The 18,694-nt window shown below is 67.7% G+C and carries 19 protein-coding genes and 2 tRNA genes; 10 read left to right on the forward strand and 11 right to left on the reverse strand.

All coding sequences use genetic code 11. The features are described 5' to 3' along the window. Positions 1 to 36: 36 nt before the first annotated feature. The 4 genes from gyrA to QE454_RS06250 all read left to right on the forward strand — a co-directional run bounded on the left by gyrA (position 37) and on the right by QE454_RS06250 (position 3,290). Positions 37 to 2,667, forward strand: a complete 2,631-nt coding sequence (gene gyrA / locus QE454_RS06235) for a DNA gyrase subunit A (protein ID WP_307456913.1) — start codon at positions 37 to 39, stop codon at positions 2,665 to 2,667. Beyond that, entirely contained in the window at positions 2,664 to 3,065 is a 402-nt protein-coding gene (locus QE454_RS06240; RefSeq protein ID WP_103207439.1) for a DUF3566 domain-containing protein, read from the forward strand. The genes gyrA and QE454_RS06240 overlap by 4 nt, the downstream gene beginning before the upstream one ends. 65 nt (positions 3,066 to 3,130) lie before the next feature. Beyond that, positions 3,131 to 3,204 (forward strand) — tRNA-Ile (locus QE454_RS06245). 13 nt (positions 3,205 to 3,217) lie between these two features. Beyond that, positions 3,218 to 3,290: transfer RNA gene (locus QE454_RS06250), tRNA-Ala, on the forward strand. A 60-nt stretch (positions 3,291 to 3,350) separates the two neighbouring features. On the opposite strand, the gene QE454_RS06255 is transcribed toward QE454_RS06250, so the two are convergent. Continuing rightward, the gene (locus QE454_RS06255; RefSeq protein WP_307456911.1) at positions 3,351 to 4,613 is read right to left on the reverse strand and encodes an acyltransferase; all 1,263 of its coding nucleotides are present in this window, start codon (positions 4,611 to 4,613) and stop codon (positions 3,351 to 3,353) included. A gap of 76 nt (positions 4,614 to 4,689) precedes the next feature. Here QE454_RS06255 and QE454_RS06260 point away from each other — a divergent pair, with 76 nt between their 5' ends. Next, a complete protein-coding gene (locus QE454_RS06260) occupies positions 4,690 to 5,121 on the forward strand; it encodes an NUDIX hydrolase (RefSeq protein ID WP_210075556.1) in 432 nt (143 codons plus the stop codon). A gap of 3 nt (positions 5,122 to 5,124) precedes the next feature. On the opposite strand, the gene QE454_RS06265 is transcribed toward QE454_RS06260, so the two are convergent. Both QE454_RS06265 and QE454_RS06270 read right to left on the reverse strand, forming a co-directional pair. After that, positions 5,125 to 5,598, reverse strand: a complete 474-nt coding sequence (locus QE454_RS06265; protein WP_210075559.1) for an aminoacyl-tRNA deacylase — start codon at positions 5,596 to 5,598, stop codon at positions 5,125 to 5,127. Further along, complete coding sequence (locus QE454_RS06270) at positions 5,595 to 6,167, reverse strand: hypothetical protein (RefSeq protein ID WP_056225083.1); 573 nt, start codon at positions 6,165 to 6,167, stop codon at positions 5,595 to 5,597. The genes QE454_RS06265 and QE454_RS06270 overlap by 4 nt, the downstream gene beginning before the upstream one ends. 100 nt (positions 6,168 to 6,267) lie before the next feature. Here QE454_RS06270 and QE454_RS06275 point away from each other — a divergent pair, with 100 nt between their 5' ends. Together QE454_RS06275 and QE454_RS06280 are read left to right on the forward strand one after the other, a co-directional pair. Further along, positions 6,268 to 6,825, forward strand: a complete 558-nt coding sequence (locus QE454_RS06275; protein ID WP_210075561.1) for a peptidylprolyl isomerase — start codon at positions 6,268 to 6,270, stop codon at positions 6,823 to 6,825. An 18-nt stretch (positions 6,826 to 6,843) separates the two neighbouring features. Beyond that, positions 6,844 to 7,770 carry a rhomboid family intramembrane serine protease gene (locus tag QE454_RS06280; RefSeq protein WP_307456907.1) on the forward strand — a complete coding sequence of 309 codons (927 nt, stop codon included), beginning with the start codon at positions 6,844 to 6,846 and terminating at the stop codon, positions 7,768 to 7,770. Between the two features lie 51 nt (positions 7,771 to 7,821). Here the strand turns inward: QE454_RS06280 and QE454_RS06285 are convergent, their stop codons facing one another. After that, positions 7,822 to 8,061: a cell division protein CrgA gene (locus QE454_RS06285; RefSeq protein WP_210075563.1), complete on the reverse strand. Its 240-nt coding sequence runs from the start codon at positions 8,059 to 8,061 to the stop codon at positions 7,822 to 7,824. Positions 8,062 to 8,115: 54 nt separating this feature from the next. Between QE454_RS06285 and QE454_RS06290 the strand changes: the two genes are divergently transcribed. From QE454_RS06290 to QE454_RS06300, 3 genes are read left to right on the forward strand one after another with little or no spacing between them, the layout of a single operon-like run. Then, positions 8,116 to 8,910 (forward strand): class E sortase, encoded by a 795-nt coding sequence (locus tag QE454_RS06290; protein WP_307456902.1) that lies wholly within the window; start codon positions 8,116 to 8,118, stop codon positions 8,908 to 8,910. Beyond that, on the forward strand, positions 8,910 to 9,065 hold the full coding sequence (locus tag QE454_RS06295; protein WP_210075565.1) for a hypothetical protein: 156 nt from the start codon (positions 8,910 to 8,912) through the stop codon (positions 9,063 to 9,065). Before QE454_RS06290 ends, QE454_RS06295 begins: the two co-directional genes overlap by 1 nt. Next, the gene (locus tag QE454_RS06300) at positions 9,062 to 9,718 is read left to right on the forward strand and encodes an aminodeoxychorismate/anthranilate synthase component II (protein ID WP_307456899.1); all 657 of its coding nucleotides are present in this window, start codon (positions 9,062 to 9,064) and stop codon (positions 9,716 to 9,718) included. Before QE454_RS06295 ends, QE454_RS06300 begins: the two co-directional genes overlap by 4 nt. On the opposite strand, the gene pknB is transcribed toward QE454_RS06300, so the two are convergent. From pknB to QE454_RS06335, 7 genes are read right to left on the reverse strand one after another with little or no spacing between them, the layout of a single operon-like run. Next, positions 9,690 to 11,390: a Stk1 family PASTA domain-containing Ser/Thr kinase gene (gene pknB, locus QE454_RS06305; RefSeq protein WP_210075569.1), complete on the reverse strand. Its 1,701-nt coding sequence runs from the start codon at positions 11,388 to 11,390 to the stop codon at positions 9,690 to 9,692. The two genes, QE454_RS06300 and pknB, sit on opposite strands and share 29 nt — an antisense overlap. A gap of 32 nt (positions 11,391 to 11,422) precedes the next feature. After that, positions 11,423 to 13,198: a protein kinase domain-containing protein gene (locus QE454_RS06310; protein ID WP_267788848.1), complete on the reverse strand. Its 1,776-nt coding sequence runs from the start codon at positions 13,196 to 13,198 to the stop codon at positions 11,423 to 11,425. Further along, entirely contained in the window at positions 13,195 to 14,649 is a 1,455-nt protein-coding gene (locus tag QE454_RS06315; RefSeq protein WP_307456893.1) for a penicillin-binding protein 2, read from the reverse strand. Before QE454_RS06315 ends, QE454_RS06310 begins: the two co-directional genes overlap by 4 nt. A 49-nt stretch (positions 14,650 to 14,698) precedes the next feature. Continuing rightward, positions 14,699 to 16,102, reverse strand: coding sequence for an FtsW/RodA/SpoVE family cell cycle protein (locus tag QE454_RS06320; RefSeq protein ID WP_307456890.1), 1,404 nt, complete (start codon positions 16,100 to 16,102; stop codon positions 14,699 to 14,701). After that, complete coding sequence (locus QE454_RS06325; RefSeq protein WP_210075575.1) at positions 16,099 to 17,337, reverse strand: PP2C family serine/threonine-protein phosphatase; 1,239 nt, start codon at positions 17,335 to 17,337, stop codon at positions 16,099 to 16,101. Before QE454_RS06325 ends, QE454_RS06320 begins: the two co-directional genes overlap by 4 nt. A gap of 9 nt (positions 17,338 to 17,346) precedes the next feature. Next, complete coding sequence (locus QE454_RS06330) at positions 17,347 to 17,886, reverse strand: FHA domain-containing protein (protein ID WP_309668555.1); 540 nt, start codon at positions 17,884 to 17,886, stop codon at positions 17,347 to 17,349. Further along, on the reverse strand, positions 17,883 to 18,620 hold the full coding sequence (locus tag QE454_RS06335; RefSeq protein WP_210075579.1) for a DUF3662 and FHA domain-containing protein: 738 nt from the start codon (positions 18,618 to 18,620) through the stop codon (positions 17,883 to 17,885). The genes QE454_RS06330 and QE454_RS06335 overlap by 4 nt, the downstream gene beginning before the upstream one ends. Positions 18,621 to 18,694: the final 74 nt, after the last annotated feature.

The following is an 18,694-nucleotide window of genomic DNA, read 5'->3' on the forward strand; positions in this document are numbered from 1 at the left end:
TCTCGCACGACGCATTCATCACGGAACTGAGAAGACATGGCTGACGACATCACGCCCGAATCCGACGACGTCCGCGGCGAGCCGGCGCACGACCACGGGAAGATCGACCAGGTCGACCTCCAACTCGAGATGCAGCGGAGCTATCTCGACTACGCGATGAGCGTCATCGTCGGGCGCGCTCTGCCCGATGTGCGTGACGGCCTCAAGCCCGTGCACCGCCGTGTGATCTACGGCATGTACGACGGCGGTTTCCGTCCCGACAAGTCGTTCTCGAAGTGCGCCCGTGTGGTCGGCGAGGTGATGGGTCACTACCACCCGCACGGTGACGCCCCCATCTACGACGCCCTCGTGCGCCTCGTGCAGCCGTGGTCTCTGCGCTACCCCCTCGCTCTCGGTCAGGGCAACTTCGGTTCGCCCGGCAACCAGGGTGCGGCCGCGCCCCGATACACCGAGACCAAGATGGCTCCTCTCGCGCTCGAGATGGTGCGCGACATCGAAGAAGAGACCGTCGACTTCCAGGACAACTACGACGGTCAGACCCAGGAACCGACGGTCCTGCCCGCGCGCTTCCCGAACCTGCTCGTCAACGGTTCGGTCGGCATCGCGGTCGGCATGGCCACGAACATCCCCCCGCACAACCTGCGCGAGGTCTCGGCCGGTGCCCTCTGGGCCCTCGAGAACCCGGATGCCACGCGCGAGGAGCTGCTCGAAGCGCTGATGGAGCGCATTCCCGGCCCCGACTTCCCGACGCGTGCGCAGATCCTCGGCACCCGCGGCATCAAGGACGCGTACCGCACCGGCCGAGGCTCGATCACGATGCGGGCCGTCGTCAACATCGAGGAGATCCAGGGCCGCACGTGCCTCGTGATCACCGAGCTGCCCTACCAGGTGAACCCCGACAACGTCGCCGTCAAGATCGGCGACCTCGCTCGCGAGGGCAAGATCACGGGCGTCGCCGACATCCGCGACGAGAGCTCGGGGCGCACCGGTCAGCGCTTGGTGGTCGTGCTCAAGCGCGACGCCGTCGCCAAGGTCGTGCTGAACAACCTGTACAAGCACACGCAGCTGCAGGAGAACTTCGGCGCGAACATGCTCGCGATCGTCGACGGCGTGCCCCGCACCCTGTCTCTCGACGGCTTCATCAGCCTGTGGATCGACCACCAGGTCGAGGTCATCGTGCGTCGCACGCAGTACCGCCTCCGCAAGGCCGAGGAGCGCATGCACATCCTGCGCGGCTACCTGAAGGCGCTCGACGCGCTCGACGACGTCATCGCGCTCATCCGTCGGTCGCCGACGGCTCAGGATGCCAACGAGGGACTGCAGAAGCTCCTCGACATCGACGACGTCCAGGCGCAGGCCATCCTCGACATGCAGCTGCGTCGACTCGCGGCCCTCGAGCGTCAGAAGATCGTCGACGAGGCCACCGAGCTCGAGGCGCGGATCGCGGACTACAACGACATCCTCGCCACCCCCGCCCGTCAGCGCACCATCATCCGCGACGAGCTCACGGCGATCACCGACCGCTTCGGCGACGACCGTCGCACCGAGATCCTGCACGGATTCGACGGCGACGTCTCGATCGAAGACCTCATCGCCGAAGAGGAGATGGTCGTCACCGTCACCCGCGACGGCTACATCAAGCGCACACGCAGCGACAACTACCGCTCGCAGCATCGCGGCGGCAAGGGTGTGAAGGGCGCGCAGCTGCGCGCAGACGACGTGGTCGAGCACTTCTTCGTCACCACGACGCACCACTGGCTGTTGTTCTTCACGAACAAGGGTCGCGTGTACCGCTCGAAGGCCTACGAGGTCCCCGAGGCCGGTCGGGATGCCAAGGGTCAGCACGTCGCGAATCTCCTCGCCCTTCAGCCCGACGAGGAGATCGCGCAGATCCTCGACATCCGCGACTACAACGTCGCGACGTACCTCGTGCTCGCGACCCGCAACGGTCTCGTCAAGAAGACCCGCCTCGACGAGTACGACACCAACCGACAGGGCGGTGTGATCGCCATCAAGCTCCGCGGCCAGGTCGCGGAAGAGGGCGACGAGGCGGAACAGGGCGGTGCGGACGAGCTGGTCAGCGCCATGTTGGTCGACGAGGGCGATGACATCCTGCTCATCAGCCGCCTCGGACAGTCGCTGCGGTTCTCCGCCACCGACAGCGCGCTGCGACCGATGGGTCGGTCGACCTCAGGCGTGAAGGGTATGGACTTCCGCGAGGGGGACAGCCTGCTCTCGGCATCGGTGGCGAAGGACGACGAATTCGTCTTCGTCGTGACCGAGGGCGGATACGCCAAGCGCACCGCGGTCACCGAGTACCGCATGCAGAACCGCGGTGGTCTGGGCATCAAGGTTGCTCGTCTGACCGATGATCGCGGCGTTCTCGCGGGCGGAATGATGGTGTCGGAGGGCGACGAGGTCCTCGTGGTTCTTGCCAGCGGCAAGGTGGTACGCTCTGCCGTGGCCGAGGTCCCCGCCAAGGGGCGCGACACCATGGGTGTCGTGTTCGCACGAGCCGGAGGTGATGACAGGATCATCGCCATCGCCCGAAACGCAGAGCGGAACCTGACCGAGACGACGGAGACGACCACGGAGCCCGCCGCTTCTCCCGCGGACGAGGCCGACGCCTCCTCCTCCGAGACCCCCGAGGAAAGTACTGACGCATGAGCACGGTAGCCGACAAGCTCGCCAAGAAGTCGACTCACAAGACCCCCGCCAAGCAGGTCCGACTGCGCCTGGTGTACATCGACTTCTGGTCGGCGGTGAAGCTGTCGTTCCTGGCGGCGGTCGCCCTGGCCATCGTCACGGTGGTCTCGTACTTCCTGATCTACCTCGTTGTCTCGGCGACACTGCTGACGAAGCTCGATGAGTTCTTCACCAGCTTCACCGACGGCGGTGCGACCCTGTCCCAGTACGTCGGCCTTCCCCAGGTGATGGCGTTCGCGGCCATCATCGCCATCTTGAACCTCGTCATCGTCACGGTGCTGGGCGCCGTGATGGCGGGCATCTACAACCTGGCGGTCAAGGTCACCGGCGGCCTTCTCGTCGGGTTCACCTCGAACTGACGTCGATTCGTCAAAACCTCGCGAGTCCGGTAAAGTCTTCGAGGTTGACATCACGTCAGCGAGACGGGGCTATAGCTCAGGCGGTTAGAGCGCTTCACTGATAATGAAGAGGTCCCAGGTTCAAGTCCTGGTAGCCCCACCCCTTCCCTCGCGGGGCCTTAGCTCAGCTGGTAGAGCGCCTGCTTTGCAAGCAGGATGTCAGGAGTTCGAATCTCCTAGGCTCCACAATCGAGAAAGAAGAGCCGGTCCATCGGGACCGGCTCTTCTTCTATTCCGCCGTCGCTCTCACGAAGCTCGTCGTCGTCGCCCTCTTCGGAGCAGAACGACGGATGCCGTGTACAGGACCGCTCCGCCGACCGCGAGGACCGTGTTCATCCCCTGCAGCGTCACGGCGAAGGGCGGGAGGAATGCGCAGGACCACGCGATCGCCAGGATGACCGATCCCGGTGCCGGCGGAAGGTCGCCCAGCGCCTCGAATCGGATCAGGACCAGCGAAAGCAACCCGAGCACGATCGCCGTCGCCAGGAAGACCAGGGGGCGCGTCGCCCACCACTGCGGGCTCGCGGGTGCGGGAGCTGCGCCGGGGATGAGCAGGGCGATCCCCGAGATGATGAGGATGACGGGCAGGTGCCACAGGTACACCGTCATCAGGCGGGATCCGACCGCGAACACCACCCCCTGCGCGAGGCGCGTGCGCATGAGCGCGGTGAGCGCGGGCTTCGCCAGACGCAGCAGACACGCCTGAGCGAGACCGAACAGCACGAGGGGAAGAGTGGGCGGGTTGAGATTCGCCAGCATGTTGTCGGAGTAGGGCCCCCACACGACCACGGCGCCGACCACGAGGTAACAGGCGGTCGCGAGGGCGAGGAGAGATACCGCCGAGCGGCGATCGAACCACCCGTCGCGGTACCAGAATCCCAGCTGCTGGATGAGGGGCCAGACGAACAGGAGATTGAGGTAGCCCAGTTCCTCCACCCCGGAGAGGAATCGCAGGGCGTCCACCGTCACGACCGCGGCCAGAAGCAGCACGAGGGTTCCCCGAGGGGCCCGCGCATGCCACTGAGCGGCGAGGGGAACCACCGCCTGGCACAACAGGTATGCGGCCAGGAACCACAGCGGCATCCCGACTCCGACGACGGCGGCGGCGACCAGCGACGGATCGACCCCGATGGCTGTGGCGGCGACCAGGACGACCGCGACGAAGAGGAACAGGGGCAGAGCCGGTTGCGCCAGCCGCAGCGTCCGCGAACGCACGAAGCCGAGGGCATCACCGCCGCGGGTCGTCCACGTCGCCCACCCCGCCGCGGACGCGAATCCGCCGACGACGAAGAAGAGCGGCATGATCTGACCGAACCAGGTCGCGGTGTCGAACCAGGGCTGCATCTCTGCGGGCCGTGAGGTGACGAGGGAGCCGTCGGGGCCCCACCCCACCCCGACCTGCAGCAAGTGCACGACGACCACGAAGCACACGGCCGTGACGCGGGCGAGATCCAGAGTCAGATCGCGGCGCGAGACATCCGGCGTCGTCGTCGAGAGCGCTGTATGCATGGCACCATCGTGGCGGGTACCGGTCCCTCACCGTCAACTCCGACACGCGGGTGAGCACCCTCGCTAGAGTTCGGTCATGGACATGCGCGTGGCCGCGTACGCCGTCGTCACCGACGCCGACGACCGTGTGCTGCTCGCCCACTGGATAGACGGCCGGCGAGGGGCGTGGACCCTTCCCGGCGGGGGTCTCGAGGACGGCGAAGACCCCGCCCACGCGGTGCGCCGCGAAGTGCGCGAAGAAACGGGGTTCCGCGTGGTCGTCGACGACCTGCTCGGCATCCATTCTCGGGTGATCCCGGCCGAAGCCCGGCTTGCGGGCGGAGCCACGGGTCCGCTGCACGCGTTGCGGATCGTCTACCGCGCGCGCGTAGTGGGCGGCCGGCTGAGATTCGAGACCGACGGATCGACCGACCGGGCCGAGTGGTTCACCCTCGCGGCCACGCGGAAGCTTCGACGTGTTCAGCTGGTCGACGTCGCCCTGCGGATGGCAGGCCTCCTCGGCTCCTGAGCGTCAGGCGCGCTCCACCGTGATGTCGGCGACGGTTGCGCCGTAAGAGGCGATGAGCTCATCGGCCTCGACGAACACGCTGTAACCGTGCGCTCCGGCCCCCATGGCGATGCGCGTGCCCACGATGCGTTCGTCGGCGAAGACCGGCCAGTCGGTCGTGCTGCCGATGGGGACGATGGTGCCTCGCTCGTAGCCGGTGGCGGCGAGGGCGAGCTCGGGCTCCGGGAGGCGCAGCTTGTTGACCCCGACCACCGCACGCAGCTTCGGCCAAGAGATGGCACGGTCACCGGGCACGAGAGCGAACAGGTACGTGTCGTCGGATCGCTTGACGACCAGCGTCTTCACAATGGATGCAGAGGGGATGCCGAGCAGCTCGGCCGCCTCGTCGAGGCTCGACGCCGCCGGACGCTCACGCACATCGACCGAGAGGCCGCGCTCTCGCGCGGCCTCTCGGACTCTGATGGTGGGATCGCTCACGCGTCGGGTGCGCGCAGCGGGTCGTCCGCCACCCACAGCTCATCGTCAGCGCGCAGCGTCTGCCACGCGGCGTAGGCGACGCCCGCGGCGGCGACGACACCGAGGATGATGGCGATGACGCCACCGGCACCGATGCCGTCGTGCTGCGAGGGAAGCTTCTTGGCGAGACGCTTCGACGCCTGCTTGCCGTACTTCTCGGCGCGCTTGGCGTACTTGTGCGTGTCGAGCTCGAAACCACGGCCCTTCGCGAGGCGATCACGGGTGTCGCCCGCGGCGTCCCACACCGACATCGCTCCGCCGACGACGGCACCGGCCGCGGGAACGACCTTGTGGCTGAGGAAGCGATTGCTGTACTTCACGCTCTTGTCGACGTACGGAGCGGCGTACTTGTTGTACCCGTCCTGCACGGCGGGGACGAGATCTTCGCGGCTGAAGCGACCGAGCTGGTGGCCGGCTTCTCGAGCGACCTTCCCGCTCTCGCCCAGCAGCACCTGCTGCGACTCCCACACCTTTGCGGCGTGCTTCTGGAGCTTGCGCAGTTCCTTCTTGCTCTTGCGGCTGAGGCCCACGGCTCATCCTCCCTGTCGATGGGATGTACGTTCGTTCATCTTGCCAGAACGGGTCGCCGGCACCGCCGACCCTTGCAGATAACTCTGAGAGAATGTACCCATGGCCAACCACACCGCCGTCGCGACCCTGCACACCAACCACGGCGACATCGTCGTCAACCTGTTCGGCGACCACGCTCCGCGTACCGTCCGCAACTTCGTCGGACTCTCCGACGGAACACAGGAGTGGACGAACCCGGCGACGGGCGCCAAGGGCGAGGGCCCTCTCTACAAGGACGTCATCTTCCACCGGATCATCCCCAACTTCATGATCCAGGGCGGCGACCCGCTCGGTCAGGGCATCGGTGGACCCGGCTACAACTTCAACGACGAGATCAGCCCCGAGCTGGACTTCACCCAGCCCTACAAGCTCGCCATGGCCAACGCCGGTCTGCGCCGCAACGCCATCACCGGCCAGCCCGAGGGCACCAACGGATCGCAGTTCTTCATCACGACCGACCCGACTCCGTGGCTCCAGGGCAAGCACACCATCTTCGGTGAGGTGGCCGACGAGGCCTCGAAGGCCGTCGTCGACAAGATCGCCGCCGTTCCCACCGCTGCGGGCGACCGCCCGATCGAGCCCGTCGTGCTCCAGTCGGTCGACGTCGTCTCGGTCTGACCTTCCAGGCGGCGGCGGGTGTCCACAACTGACGAGTTCCGTCGTAACAGCGACAACTTCTGTTATCGGCATCCCGACCGGCAGAGCTTCGTGCTGTGCCAGCGGTGCCTGCGCACCGTGTGCTCGGAGTGTCGTACACCCGCCGCCGTCGGCGTCATCTGCCCCGAGTGCATGGCGCAGCAGCGCGCCTCGCAAACCCCTGCTCAGAAGAAGGCCCAGCGCCGCTGGGCATCGCGTCCCGTGTCGGTGGTCGCGTCCGGCAGGCCGCAGATGACGCTGGGCATCATCGCCGTCACCGGACTCGCCTACGTCATCGGTCTGATCCCCGGTGTGGGCGGGGTCGTGCGAAATCTGCTCGCGTTCAACAGCCTCTACCTCGTGCCGCAACTGGGTGTCCTGGAGCCGTGGCGCCTGCTGACGGTCGCCCTCGTCCACAGCGGCTTCTTCCACGTGGGCCTGAACATGCTCGCGCTCTGGTTCATCGGGCGCAGCCTCGAGCCCCTGCTCGGCCGTGGCCGTTTTCTCGCACTCTATCTGATCGGCGCACTGGGCGGATCCGTTGCGGTCGCGCTTCTCGCCCCCGGCGTGTCCACGGTCGGTGCCTCGGGCGCGATCTTCGCGTTGTTCGGTGCCCTCCTGGTGATCGGAAGGCACATCGGGGCGGACATCCGCGTCATCGCCCTGCTCATCGCCATCAACTTCGCCTGGCCGTTCGTGATCGCGGCCATCGGTGCCATCGGGTCGGGCGACTTCGCCGGATCCCTCGCGGCGGTGGGCATCTCGTGGCAGGCCCACCTCGGCGGTCTCGTCACCGGAGCGGGAGTGGGGCTGATCTATGCACGCACCCGTGCGGCGGCGCAGAAGCGCGTGCAAATCGGTCTGCTGGTCGGGTTCAGCGTTCTGCTGATCGCCCTGCTGGCAATCCCGGCTCTCTTCTACGTCTGAGAGTTATCCACAGCCCCGTCCACAGGTGGGGATGAATTACACGCGTGTAAGTCAGCGCCACTTCGTGGTCATGAGGAACCCGACGAAGGCGATGCCGAAGCCGATGACGAGGTTCCACGGACCGATACCCGGGATCGGGAACTGCGAGTTGCTGAGATAGAACACCAGCACCCACACGAGGCCGATGAGCATGAGGCCGATCATGATGGGCAGGAACCACACGGGGTTCGGAGCCGATCCGCCTTCGTTGCGCTCAGCGATCGGGTCTTCGCCTTTGCCAATTCGAGCCATGCGGGACAGTCTAACGGTCAGGCACGCGTGATCCCGCGGAACTAGACTGCCCCCGTGCAGACCGTCGACCAGCCGCAGACCCGTCGGGGATCACGGCGCGGGAGCGCGCCGCGTCGCCGGGTGTCCGTCATCGGGGTGATCGGCGATGTGTTGGTCACCGCCGGCGTCCTCGTGCTTCTCTTCGTCGTGTGGCAGCTCTGGATCGGCGACGCCATCATCGGCGCGCAGTTCAAGGATCAGGGCAAAGAGCTGAGCGAGCAATGGAACGCCGATCCGCCGCCGCCCGCCCCCTCTGCTACGACGACGACTCCGGCGCAGCCGGCAGCACCTCCCACCGCGGACCCGCCCGCCCTGGAGCAGCCGGGAGACGCGGAACGCTTCGGCGTGGTCTACATTCCGCGTCTCGGACCCGACTACCACTTCACCGTGGCCGGAGGAGTCAGCTCCTCGCGCACGCTCGACCCGATCGGTCTCGGCCACTACCCCGACACCGCGATGCCCGGACAGGTGGGCAACTTCGCCATCGCCGGCCACCGCGGCAGCCACGGCGCGCCCTTCGCCGATCTTCCTTCGCTGCGTATCGGTGACGCCATCGTCGTCGAGACCGAGGTCGGCTGGTTCACCTACCGCTTCCGAAACATCGAGTACGTGCGCCCCGACGGTGTGAATGTCCTGCTGCCCACGCCGCAGCAGCCGCAGATCGAGGCGACGGACCGCCTCATCACCATGACCACCTGCAGCCCGCGCTACGGCTTCTCGGAGCGTGCGATCGGCTACGGCGTCTTCGAGTCCTTCACCCCGCGGACCGACGCCGGTCCGCCGGCTTCCCTGACCTCTGGAGCATCCTGATGTACGGAGCCCTGTGGCGCGTCCTCCCCGGTCCCTGGTGGGTGCGTTTGTTGATCGTCCTGGTGCTGGTCGCGGCAGTGCTCTACGGCCTGTTCTTCTACGTCTTCCCCTGGGTGAGCGACCTCGTGTACCCCCAGGAGGTCACGGTCGAGTGAGGCCCTGGCGCGTCGTCGTCGTCGACAACCGCGACAGCTTCGTCCATACCCTCGCCGGCTACCTTCGCGACCTGGGCGCCGAGACCCTCCTCCTCGATTCACGAGAGTTTGGGCTGCCCGAGCGCGCGGTGAGGAAAGCGGACGCGATCCTCGTCTCCCCGGGGCCAGGGCACCCCGACGACGCCGGGCACTCCATCGCCGTGGTCCGCGCGGCGTTCGGCGCCGGCATCCCCCTGCTCGGGGTCTGCCTCGGTCATCAGGCCATCGCGGCGGCTTTCGGTGCGCGTGTGGGGCATGCGCCCGAGCTGTTGCACGGGATCACGAGCGTCATCCGGCATCGAGGCCAGGGCGTCTTCGAGGACCTCCCCGCGGGATTCGTTGCCACGAGGTATCACTCCCTCGCGGTCGAGCCGGACTCGCTCCCGGCCGAGCTCGAGATCACCGCGCAGACGGACAGCGGAGTGGTGATGGGTGTACGCCACCGAACCGCGCCGATCGAGGGGGTGCAGTTCCACCCCGAGAGCGTGCTCACCGAAGGCGGCCACCTCCTGCTCGGCCGCTGGCTCGAGAACGCCGGATTACCGGGAGCCGCCGCGCGCGGCTTGCTGCTTCACCCCCGCGGGGTCAGGAACCCGAGCACACCGTCAGCGTGATCTCGCTGTGCACGGGAACCTCGCCCGGGGCCAGCGACTGCGTCTTGACCGTCGGCGGCGTCGCCGCCTTGCATCCGGGATCCTGCTGAGTCTTCACCGTCAGCTGCTTCGAGTCGGACTCCAATTCGCGCTGCGCAGCCTCGAGGGTGTAGCCGGTGTAGTCCACGATCACGACCTGACCGCTCGCGACCACGAGGTTGACCGTGGTGCCCTTCGCGACCTCGGAGCCCGATTGGACGCTCGACGAGATGATCGTTCCCGCGGCCAGGGCGGGGTCGTCCTGGCGTCGTATCGAACCAACCGTGAGACCGGCCTTCTGCAGGGACGTACGCGCCTCGCTCTCGGTGATCCCGTCGAGCGTCGGCACCTTCGCCGTATCGGGGCCGGTGGAGACGTACACCGTGATCCGTTGACCCGAGGTGACGTTGGTTCCGGCCTCGGGAACCGTGCTCACGACGTTTCCGGCAGCGACCTTCTCATCGGACTCGTTCACACGGCTGGTGGTCAACTGCTGAGCTTCGAGTGTCTCGACGGCACGGTCGTACGACATGTCGACGACGTCGGGAACCGTGTAGGCACTGGTGGGGACGTCGTTGCTCGGTTGGATCTGCATGACCCAGATGAGCACCGCCACCAGCAGCACCGCGAGGACGGTGACGCCCGCCCAGATCCAGGCCACCGGAGGACCGGGTTGGGTGCGACGCATCGTCGTGTCGGTGCTGAGCTGTCGCAACGAGCGGGCCGTCTCGGCCGCCTGACGCGGGTTGGGTCCGTACAGCTCGTTGGACAGCGCCGACATCTGGCGCTTCGTGGGTCCCTTGCCGTCGACCGTCTCGTCGAGTGCTTCGCGGAAGCTCGCGGCGTCCTGCGGACGCTGGAACGGATCCTTGGCCAGGGCGCGGAGCACGATGGCATCCAGAGCCCGAGGAACCGTCTCGACGATCTCGCTCGGCGGGACGGGGGCCTCGCTGACGTGCTGGTAGGCCACGGCCACCGGGGTCTCGCCGCGGAACGGCGTGCGCCCCGTGAGCAGCTCGTAGAGCACCACGCCGGTGGAGTACAGGTCGGCGCGCGCGTCGACGGACTCGCCCTTGGCCTGCTCGGGCGAGAAGTACGCCGCGGTCCCGACGATCGCCGTGGTCTCGGCGACCGTCGACGACGAGTCGGACACTGCGCGGGCGATGCCGAAGTCCATGACCTTCACACGACCGGAGTCGGTGATCATGACGTTGCCGGGCTTGATGTCGCGGTGGACGACACCGGCGCGGTGCGAGTACTCGAGAGCCTCCAGGATGCCGTCGACGTATCGCAGGGCGTCGTCGGTGGGGACGGGGCCCGCGGCGATGACGTCCTTGAGCAGGCGACCGTGCACGAGCTCCATGACGATGTACGGCACCGGACGCTCGTGGCCGTCCGCCCCGGTCTCGACGTCTTCGCCCGCGTCGAACACACGGACGATCGTCGGGTGAGCCATGCGCGAGGCCGCCTGCGCCTCGAGACGGAAGCGCGTGCGGAATGCCGCATCGCCGGCCAGGTCGGCTTTCAGGACCTTGATCGCGACCGTGCGGCCGAGTGTCTGGTCGTACCCGCGATAGACGCTGGCCATGCCGCCGCGACCGATGAGGTCGTCGACGCGGTAGCGCCCAGAAAGGACGCGCGTCTCAGTGGTCACGGGTGGAGCTCCTGGCGTGGGGGGATGGGTGATCAGGGCTTGACGGTCGGAACGGCCGCGGGCGTCGCCGTCGGCGATGCCGAGCTGCCGCCCGAGATCGTCGCGGAGGCCTCGCCGGAGGGACCGGCCGTCCGGTCGGTACCCGAGCAGCTGACGGTGTACGTCACGCGGAGGGTCTGACCGGGGGCGTTGCTGACCGTCAGCTTGGCGTTACGCGCGTCGGGCGCGAACGACGCGGTGGACTGACCGTTGGTGTCGAAGGTGCCGTTGGTCGCGGTGAAGTTGTACGACGTGACCGATCCGGTCCCCGAGGGGCAGGAGTACTGCTGCCACGAGATCTGGATGTCGCTGCCGGCCGTGACCGAGGTACCGGGCAGGGTCGGAGTGCCGGGCGTGGAGAGCGGTGTCTCTTCGCCGTAGACCGTGACCTCGATGTTGGTGCCCTGCGGGTTGCGACCGGTCGGGTCGACCACGTAGATCTTGCCCACCTGATCGGCGCTCGCTGCGGCGTTGCCGGTGGCGCAGGTGGCGCCGAGGTTCGCGTCGCGCAGAAGCTCCCGGGCCTCATCGCAGGTCTTGCCGATGAGGTTGAGAGCGTCGACGTCGACGAGAGTGTTCGAGGGCGACGGGGCAGGCGAGGGCGACGACGGGCGAGGTACCGGGGTCGAGGCCGAGGCTGAGGGACTCGCCGGAACGGCATCCGGATCGCCCTGATTCGACAGCAGCGTGAAGAGCGTGCCGATGAGAACGAGAGCGAGCAGCGCGATGAGCGCGACCAGCGGCCACGTCCAGGGGCTGCGCTTCTTCTTCTGCGGCGCGGGGTCTTCTTCGGTGTGCTCCTCGGTGAGGAGAGAGGTCGCGGCCGCGGAGGCGGGCATGAGGCGCGTGGTGGCGGAGGTCTGTCCGCCGGCCGTGAGCAGTTGCGTCGCGTCGTCGGCGAAGGCAGCGCCCGTCGCGATCGCCGGGACGGCCGCGGCGGCCGCGGCGAGGTCGCCGCGACGCAGGGCCGTGGCGGCGCGCGAGACGGCGGCGGAGGAGGCCGGACGGTCGTCGGGCTTCTTGGCGATCATCGCCATCACGAGATTCTGCACCGGCTGCGCCACGGTGGGCGGGAGCGGAGCGGGCTGCTCGTTGATCTGCGCCATCGCGATCGCGACCTGCGACTCGCCCGTGAAGGGGCGCTTGCCGGCGAGGGATTCGTAGGCGACGATTCCGAGCGAGTACGTGTCGGTGGCCGGCGACGCCGGGTGACCGGACGCCTGCTCGGGCGAGAGGTACTGCACCGTGCCCATCACCTGGCCGGTCGCGGTGAGCGGCACCTGATCGGCGATGCGCGCGATGCCGAAGTCGGTGATCTTCACACGACCGTCGGGCGTGATGAGCAGGTTGCCGGGCTTGATGTCGCGGTGGACGAGACCCGCGGCGTGCGCGGCCTGGAGGGCGGCGGCCGTCTGGGCGACGATGTCGAGAGTCTTGTCGGTCGAGAGAGAGCCGTCGCGCTCGAGGATCGTCGACAGGGCTTCGCCCGGCACGAGTTCCATCACGAGGAAGGCGCTGCCGTCTTCCTCGCCGTAGTCGAACACGCTGGCGATGCCTTCGTGGTTGACGAGGGCGGCGTGGCGGGCCTCGGCGCGGAAGCGCTCGAGGAAGCCCGGGTCGCCCATGTACTCGTCTTTGAGGATCTTGATCGCGACGGTTCGTCCGATGACGTGATCCGTCGCCTCCCAGACCTCGCCCATACCGCCGATCGCGATTCGCGAATCGAGCTCGTAGCGTCCTCCGAAGGTCACACCTTGCGTCGGTCTCATTTACCCAGCACCGCCTCCATGACCTTCTTCGCTATCGGGGCGGCGATCTCGTTGCCGCTCCCGTTCTGCCCCTGGCCTCCACCGTTTTCGACGACCACGGCGACGGCGACCTTGGGGTCGTCCGCCGGTGCGAAGCCGGTGAACCAGAGAGTGTAGGGACGGGAATCGTTCTCCGCCGTGCCGGTCTTACCCGCCACTGCGACCCCGTCTATTCTTGCATTCGATGCTGCGCCGTCCTGGACGTTCGCCGTCATCATGGTGACCATCTGCGCGGCGATCGAGGGTTCGAGAGCCCGCCCGAACTCACTGCTGCTCGCCTCGTCCTTGACCGACAGGTTCGGCTCGATCACCCGGTCGACCATGCGCGGGTTCATCACGACGCCGCCGTTGGCGATGCCGGCCGAGACCATCGCCATCTGCAGGGGCGTCGCGCGCACGTCGCCCTGGCCGAAGCCGCTGAGCGCGGTCTGCGGGGCGTTCGGCGAGGCCGGGTAGGTGGAGGGGGTGGACTCGAGCGGCATGCTGAACGACTTGTTGAAGCCGTACTTCTCCGCCTCGGCGCGGATGGCGTCGTCGCCGAGTTCGACGGCGAGCTCGGCCATGGGGATGTTGCAGCTCAGCCGCAGAGCGGTTGCGATCGTCACGGTGTCGCCCCCGCCGCAGGTGCCGCCGCCGGCGTTGCTGACGACGTTCGTCGACTGGGGCAGCGTGTACGCGGCGAGGTTCGGGAACGTCGAGTCGGGCGTGTAGCGACCGGATGCCAGGGCGGCAGAGGCCACGACGAGCTTGAAGGTCGAGCCCGGGGGGTTGAGGTTGCCCCCGATGGCACGGTTGTCCAGCGGCTTCGAGGGGTCGGCCACGAGCTGGTCGTACGCCGCGTTCACGGCATCGGTGTCGTGCGAGGCGAGCGCGTTGGTGTCGTAGCTGGGCTTGGAGACCATGGCGAGGATGCGGCCGGTCGACGGCTCGATCGCGACGACGGCGCCCTGGAGATCACCCATCGCGTCCCAGGCGGCCTTCTGCACGTTCGGGTCGAGCGAGAGCTCGACGTTCGAGCCGCGTGGAGCCTGACCGGTGATGGCCCGGTCGATGCGGGAGAAGAACTGGTTCGAGTCGGAACCGCTGAGCACGCTGTTCTCAGCGGATTCGATCTGGGTCTTCGCGTCGAGCACGGGGTTCATGTAGCCGGTCACGGGAGCCCACATCGCGGCATCCGTGTACTGACGCTGCCAGCTGTAGACGTCGTCGGAAGGCACGGACGAGGCGATCGCGGTGCCGCCGGCGATGATCGATCCGCGCTGGATCTGGTACGAGTCGTAGAGAGCGCGGGTGTTGCCCGTGGTGTTGGTCAGCGAGTTGGCCTGAGCGACCTGGATGATGCTCGTCGAGGCGAACAGGGCCAGGAACATCGCCAGCATCACGATGCTGAGGCGTCGGAGCTCTTTGGTCACGGTGCCTCCTCCAGGATCGGGGCGTCGACGGCGGTGGACGGGCGGTTCATCAACCGATCACCACCCGGGGGCGGCTGCGTACCGCGTCGGAGATGCGCAGAAGGAACGCCACGATGATCCAGTTCGCGATCAGCGACGAGCCGCCGGCCGCGAGGAACGGGGTCGTGAGGCCGGTCAGCGGGATCACGCGGGTGACGCCGCCGACCATGATGAACACCTGCAGGGCGATGGTGAACGAGAAGCCCGTGGCGAGCAGCTTGCCGAAGTCGTCTTGACCGGCCAGGCCGATGCGGATGCCGCGGCTGGTGAACACCATGTAGAGCGCGAGGATCGCGAACAGGCCGACCAGGCCGAGCTCCTCGCCGAGGCTCGGCACGATGTAGTCGCTCTGCGACAGCGGGGTGATGTAGGGACGACCCTGGCCGAGCCCGGTGCCGAACAGGCCGCCGTGCGCGAGGCCGAAGATGCCCTGCACGAGCTGGTAGCTTCCGCCGTCGCGGTTGATGACCTCGGGGTCGAAGGCGTTCAGCCAGTTGGCGAAGCGGCCGTTGACGTAGGGGAGGACTCGGGATGCCAGGAACGCGCCGCTCGCGACCAGCACGAGGCCGATCAGCACCCAGCTCGTCTTGCCGGTGGCGACGTAGAGCATCGCCACGAACATGCCGAAGATCAGCAGGCCCGTACCGAGGTCGCGCTGGAGCACGATGATGCCGAGCGAGGCGAGCCAGATGATCAGCACCGGGCCGAGCTCGCGCGCGCGCGGCCAGGTCATGAAGAGGAATCGCGTGCCGGTCGAGGTGAGGCTCTCCCGCGTGCGCACGAGGTACCCGGCGAAGAAGATCGCCAGGCAGATCTTCGCCAGCTCGCCCGGCTGGAACGACACGAAGCCGAGCGACACCCACACGTCGGCGTTCTGGTCGGTGCCGAGGCCCGGCACGAACGGCAGCAGCAGGAGCAGGATGCCCACGAGGCCGAAGAGGTAGGTGTAGCGGAACAGCACGCGGTAGTTGCGCACGAAGATCAGCACGGCGAGGGCTGCGACCATCGCGATGGCCGCCCAGGCGATCTGGCGGTTGCCCGTGGCATCCCACCCGCTCGCCTTCTCGGCGAGGTCGATGCGGTAGATCATCGCGATGCCGAGACCCGTGAGGACGGTGGCGATCGGCAGCACGAAGGGGTCGGCGTCGCGGGCGCGCAGGCGCAGCACCACGTGCATCACGAGGGCGAGCACGGCCGGGATCGCGGCGATCGTGAGGTAGCCGGTCTCGACCGTGTTGTTCACGCCGAGCTGGACCAGCACGACGGCGCCGCCGTAGACGATGATCGCGAACAGGAGCAGACCGAGCTCGCGATTGCGCTGCTTGGCGGGGATGCGGATCTTCTTCAGCGCGCGCATGACCGCCGTGTCGGTGGACACGGAGTCACCGGATCGGGTGAGCTTCTGATCGGTCATCCGCTTCCCTCCGCCGCGGGACGCAGGCGTTCGACGATCTTCTCGGCGTCTCCGAGTGACGGGGCCGAGATGGTGGCTTTGACGGTCTGCCGATCGAAGTCGGACAGTCCGTCCAGCGGGATGTTCGTGTCCTGGTAGACCGTCGACAGCGAGATCGGGCCGATGGACTGCTGGATACCGCGATAGATCACGACCGAGTCGCTGTCGGCGCCGACGTAGTAGAGGGTCTGCGTCCAGTTGTACCCGGCGAACAGGCCGACGCCGATGGCCGCGAGGACGAGGATCAGGGCGGCGAGCCAGCCGAAACGGCGCCGGCGGGCACGACGGCGGTCCTCTTCGATGAGCTCCTCGAGGAACTCGGCCGCCGGCTCGAAATGCGTCGGCTCGTTCGCGACCTGACGGGCGTGGTGGAGCCAGCCGGAGCGGCCGGGACGCGCCGCGGGGACGACCACTCCGCTGGGGTTCGAGGCGGAGCCGACGATGGTCGGGGTGCCGATGAAGACCGGGTGCTGCCCGCCGACGTCGACGAGGACGACGGTGACGTTGTCGGGCGCACCGCCGTCGAGAGCCTGCTTGAGCAGAGCGTCGGCGGTCCGAGCGGGGGGCAGTCCGAGAGCGAGGGTCTTCGCCGTGTGCGCGTCGTCGACGACGCCCGAGAGACCATCGGAGCACAGGAGCCAGCGGTCGCCGTCCTGCGTCGGCATGATGAAGCTGTCGATCTCGGGATCGGGATCCATGTCGCCGAGCACCCGCATCAGCACCGATCGACGGGGGTGGTACCGCGCCTCTTCGGGCGTGATGCGACCGGAGTCGACCAGGCGCTGCACGAAGGTGTGGTCGGCCGTGATCTGCGTGAGCGTGTCGTCCCGGTACAGGTAGATGCGCGAGTCGCCGATGTGGCCGATGACGGCGTAATCGTCGACCATGACCAGAGCACTCACCGTGGTGCCCATGCCGGCCAGCTCGGGGCGGCGCGCCACGGTGTCGATGAGCTCCGCGGCCGTGTCGGCGAGCGAATCGCGGATGGCGTGCTCGGCCTGGGCGGGGGAGCCGAAGGGCTGGTCGAGCTCGGTCAGACGGCCGATCGCCAGGCTCGAGGCGACGTCACCGCCCGCGTGACCGCCCATGCCGTCGGCGACCACGAAGAGGTTGGACCCGGCGTAGCCGGAGTCCTGGTTGTTGGAGCGCACCTTGCCCGTGTGGGAGATGGCGGCGCTCGAGCCCTGGAAGACCATGGGGGAGGGTTACTTCCTCAACTCGAACGTCGTGGCGCCGACCTTGATCGGAGCACCCACCTTGACCTGTACCGGCGCTGCCACGCGGACGCCGTCGTGCGAGGTGCCGTTCGTCGAATCGAGGTCTTGCAGCATCCACTGCTCCCCCCACAGCACGAGGCGGGCGTGATGGCTGGAGGTGTAGTCGTCGCGGATGACGAGACCCGACTCGCTGGAGCGGCCGATCGTCAGCGGCTCGGTGCCCAGCGGCAGCTCGAGCCCGGCTTTGGGGCCGCTCGTGATGACGATGCGCGAGACCGCCGACGTGGTCGCGAGCCCCCCGGCGGGTACGGGGGTGGGAGCGGCGGGACGCTTGACCTGCGTGGTCACCGCGTCGGGCGAGGAGGTGGGAGCGGCTGCCGCCGGGACAGCGGATGCCGAGGGCTCGGGGAGCTTGCGCACCTTGACGCCGAAGAGGTCGGCGCGCAGCGAGTACACGACGCCGAACACGAAGAACCACAGCAGGACGAGGAAACCGCCCTGCAGAAGGAGGAGAGTCAGCTGACTCATGAAAGGGGTCCCCGTTCCCGGACGTCGAAGATGCTCGTGGCGTCGGACGCCGAAGAGCGTCGCGGCGGCTGGGCCTGAGCGACCACACGGAACACGATATTGGTGCGTCCGATCGAGATCGTCGAATCGGGCGGAAGGGCGGCCTCGGAGACCTTGCGACCGTTCAGGGTCGTGCCGTTGGTGGAACCGAGGTCGCGCACCATGGCGCGTTCGCCGTCCCACAGGATCTCGACGTGCTTGCGGCTCGTCCCGGCATCGGGGATCGTGATGTCGGCGTCGCTGCCGCGACCGATCACCGTGCGGGCGGATGTCAGCGGGTGACGGGTGCCGTCGATGTCGACGACTCCGCGCCAGGCGACCTGGCCTTCGGTGGTCTGCGAGTCCACGCGCAGCGTGCCCGTGGACAGGGAGCCGTCGCGCTCGATCGAGATGGCGACGGGGCCGGCGAACGAGTAGCCCTGCGTGCGGGCGTGCTTCTTCACCAGGGTGTCGAGCTCGGCGACCAGGGTCGAGCCGAGCGCGCTCATCTTCTCGTCGTCGGCGGGGGAGAGGCTCACCGCGAAGGTGTTCGGCGCGAGGATGCGCTCACGCGTGACGACGACGGCCTTCTTGTCGAGTTCGCTGCGCAGAGCGGACGCGATCTCCACCGGCTGGATGCCACTGCGGAAGGTCTTGGCGAACGCACCGTTGACGGCGCGTTCGAGACCCTTCTCAAAACTGTCGAGTAGCCCCACGAGACTCCTTCAGGCAGGCAGACCAGTAGGCACATCGTAGTCAGCGCGGCTGGGGAGGTCATGGACGCGGGCTT

The organism is Microbacterium sp. SORGH_AS_0454 (assembly GCF_031453395.1).
Taxonomy (GTDB): Bacteria; Actinomycetota; Actinomycetes; order Actinomycetales; family Microbacteriaceae; genus Microbacterium.

Excerpts from the sequence above, each read along its gene's own strand:
- QE454_RS06310 (WP_267788848.1), bottom strand. The coding sequence starts at position 13,198 with ATGAGACCGACGCAAGGTGTGACCTTCGGAGGACGCTACGAGCTCGAT.
- QE454_RS06275 (WP_210075561.1), top strand. The coding sequence starts at position 6,268 with ATGGCCAACCACACCGCCGTCGCGACCCTGCACACCAACCACGGCGAC.
- QE454_RS06240 (WP_103207439.1), top strand. The coding sequence starts at position 2,664 with ATGAGCACGGTAGCCGACAAGCTCGCCAAGAAGTCGACTCACAAGACC.
- QE454_RS06260 (WP_210075556.1), top strand. The coding sequence starts at position 4,690 with ATGGACATGCGCGTGGCCGCGTACGCCGTCGTCACCGACGCCGACGAC.
- QE454_RS06285 (WP_210075563.1), bottom strand. The coding sequence starts at position 8,061 with ATGGCTCGAATTGGCAAAGGCGAAGACCCGATCGCTGAGCGCAACGAA.
- QE454_RS06255 (WP_307456911.1), bottom strand. The coding sequence starts at position 4,613 with ATGCATACAGCGCTCTCGACGACGACGCCGGATGTCTCGCGCCGCGAT.
- QE454_RS06330 (WP_309668555.1), bottom strand. The coding sequence starts at position 17,886 with ATGAGTCAGCTGACTCTCCTCCTTCTGCAGGGCGGTTTCCTCGTCCTG.
- gyrA (WP_307456913.1), top strand. The coding sequence starts at position 37 with ATGGCTGACGACATCACGCCCGAATCCGACGACGTCCGCGGCGAGCCG.
- QE454_RS06320 (WP_307456890.1), bottom strand. The coding sequence starts at position 16,102 with ATGACCGATCAGAAGCTCACCCGATCCGGTGACTCCGTGTCCACCGAC.
- QE454_RS06295 (WP_210075565.1), top strand. The coding sequence starts at position 8,910 with ATGTACGGAGCCCTGTGGCGCGTCCTCCCCGGTCCCTGGTGGGTGCGT.
- QE454_RS06325 (WP_210075575.1), bottom strand. The coding sequence starts at position 17,337 with ATGGTCTTCCAGGGCTCGAGCGCCGCCATCTCCCACACGGGCAAGGTG.